The following is a 1,770-nucleotide window of genomic DNA, read 5'->3' on the forward strand; positions in this document are numbered from 1 at the left end:
ACCCGTAACGACAGCAAAATTGGTTCTCTGACCAAAACGGTCGGCTCCCCTATGCGGTTGTTAATCCCCAGCGCCGCGGATGAACTGGCTGAACGCAAGGAGATACAAAAAGGACTCAGCTCACACGCCTTTAAAATCACCACCATGACATTGAATGTCACCCTGTATACGACAGAAGAGAAACAACGCCATGACACCTCAAAAGCGATTGCGACCTTCCGCACGGCAGGCATTGATTTAATCCGAAACAATAAACTGCAAGGCATGTGCACCCTGTCCACACTCCCGTTCTCAATGAGCGAAGGCTTTATGAAAGACAGCCAAAAAGCGGGCCTGTGTTTCATGATGAAAACCTCAAACTTGGTAAACTTTTTACCGATTGTGGCAGACTACAAACGCTTATCCGCAGGGTTACTCTTGCCAACAATGCGCCATCAAATTAGCTATTTCGATCCGTTTAACTGCGGCAGTGATAACTACAACATGGCGATTACGGGCGGCTCAGGGGCAGGGAAGTCATTCTTCATGCAAGCCTTAGTAAAATCGATTTTTGCCAAAGGGGGCAAGGCATGGATTCTTGACAAGGGTCAGAGTTACAAAAAACTCACTCAAACATTAGGCGGCGTCTATCTCGATAGTTCGCAGATTTTCCTAAACCCATTTACCCACTTAGGCAAAGTTTTAAGCGTGCGGGATGCGGGTACTTTTGGCCCAATTCTCGATGAGGAAGGTCAAGCCATTGATCCCATCACCGAAGTGTTGGGAAACATCACCGCGCTTATCGCTACCATGGCATCACCTGATGAAAAGCTCACCGGATTTCAGACGGCATTACTCGGCGATGCTATTTTGCTGGCATGGCAAAAATGCGGTAACGACACGCTGATTGACGATGTACAAACGGCACTCTATGACATTGCCGCACAAAAAAATGACGATACCCGTATCAGTGATATTGCCGCGCAATTAAACAAGTTCTGCTCTAACGGCATTCATGGCGCAATTTTCAATAAGCCCTCGATGCTCGATCCCAATATTGACATTACCACACTTGAACTCGATGGATTTAAAGGCGAGCTACAACGTCCGGTGATTTTCGCGTTAATGGTGACGATTAGCCAACAAATGTACTTATCGGGGCAACGTTCTATTCCGAAAATCTGTGTGATTGAAGAAGCGTGGTCGCTCATGAGCGGCGCGAATGCGCAAAGTAAGGATTTCATCAACGAAGGTTATCGCACAGTGCGTAAGTTCGGCGGCAGCTTTGCCACAGTAACGCAAGGCATGAACGACTTCTTTGCCAACGCCGAGGCCGAAGCGGCACTGAACAGTTCAGATATTCATATCACATTGCGCCAAGGTGATGGCTTTGGGGATTTCTTGAACAAGCATCCTGACCACTTCTCGCCCTTCGAGCAACACATGATCAAGTCATTCCCCCGCGCCAATGATGCGGGTCATTCCTGCGTCATGCTCAAAGCGGGCGGGCTAGTGTCCTTTCACCGAATTTTTGCCGATCCATGGTCGCGCGCCATGCTCTCAACCGAGCCTAAAGAATTTGAGCATTGTGAGAACCTTATTAAAGGCGGCATGCCGTTACTCGATGCCATTGAACTGACAGCCCAACATTTCTATCCCGATGATATGGCCCGTTTTGATGCCATTTTGTCCGCAGCAGCAACCCACAAAGAGGCCGCATAAAATGGAAAAAAACCTTATTCAAGCCTTTTTATGGCTGGTGACGCTGAGCGTCATGATAACCCTCTGGGT

1 protein-coding gene is annotated in these 1,770 nt (G+C 48.2%); it reads left to right on the forward strand.

Translation table 11 applies throughout. From position 1 onward, the window contains the following. The coding region (gene traC, locus NE536_RS22680; RefSeq protein ID WP_261274105.1) for a type IV secretion system protein TraC at positions 1-1,701 on the forward strand (1,701 nt) is incomplete at its 5' end. Positions 1,702-1,770: the final 69 nt, after the last annotated feature.

Origin of the sequence: Shewanella septentrionalis, assembly GCF_025370265.1 — a bacterium.
Taxonomy (GTDB): domain Bacteria; phylum Pseudomonadota; class Gammaproteobacteria; order Enterobacterales; family Shewanellaceae; genus Shewanella; species Shewanella hafniensis.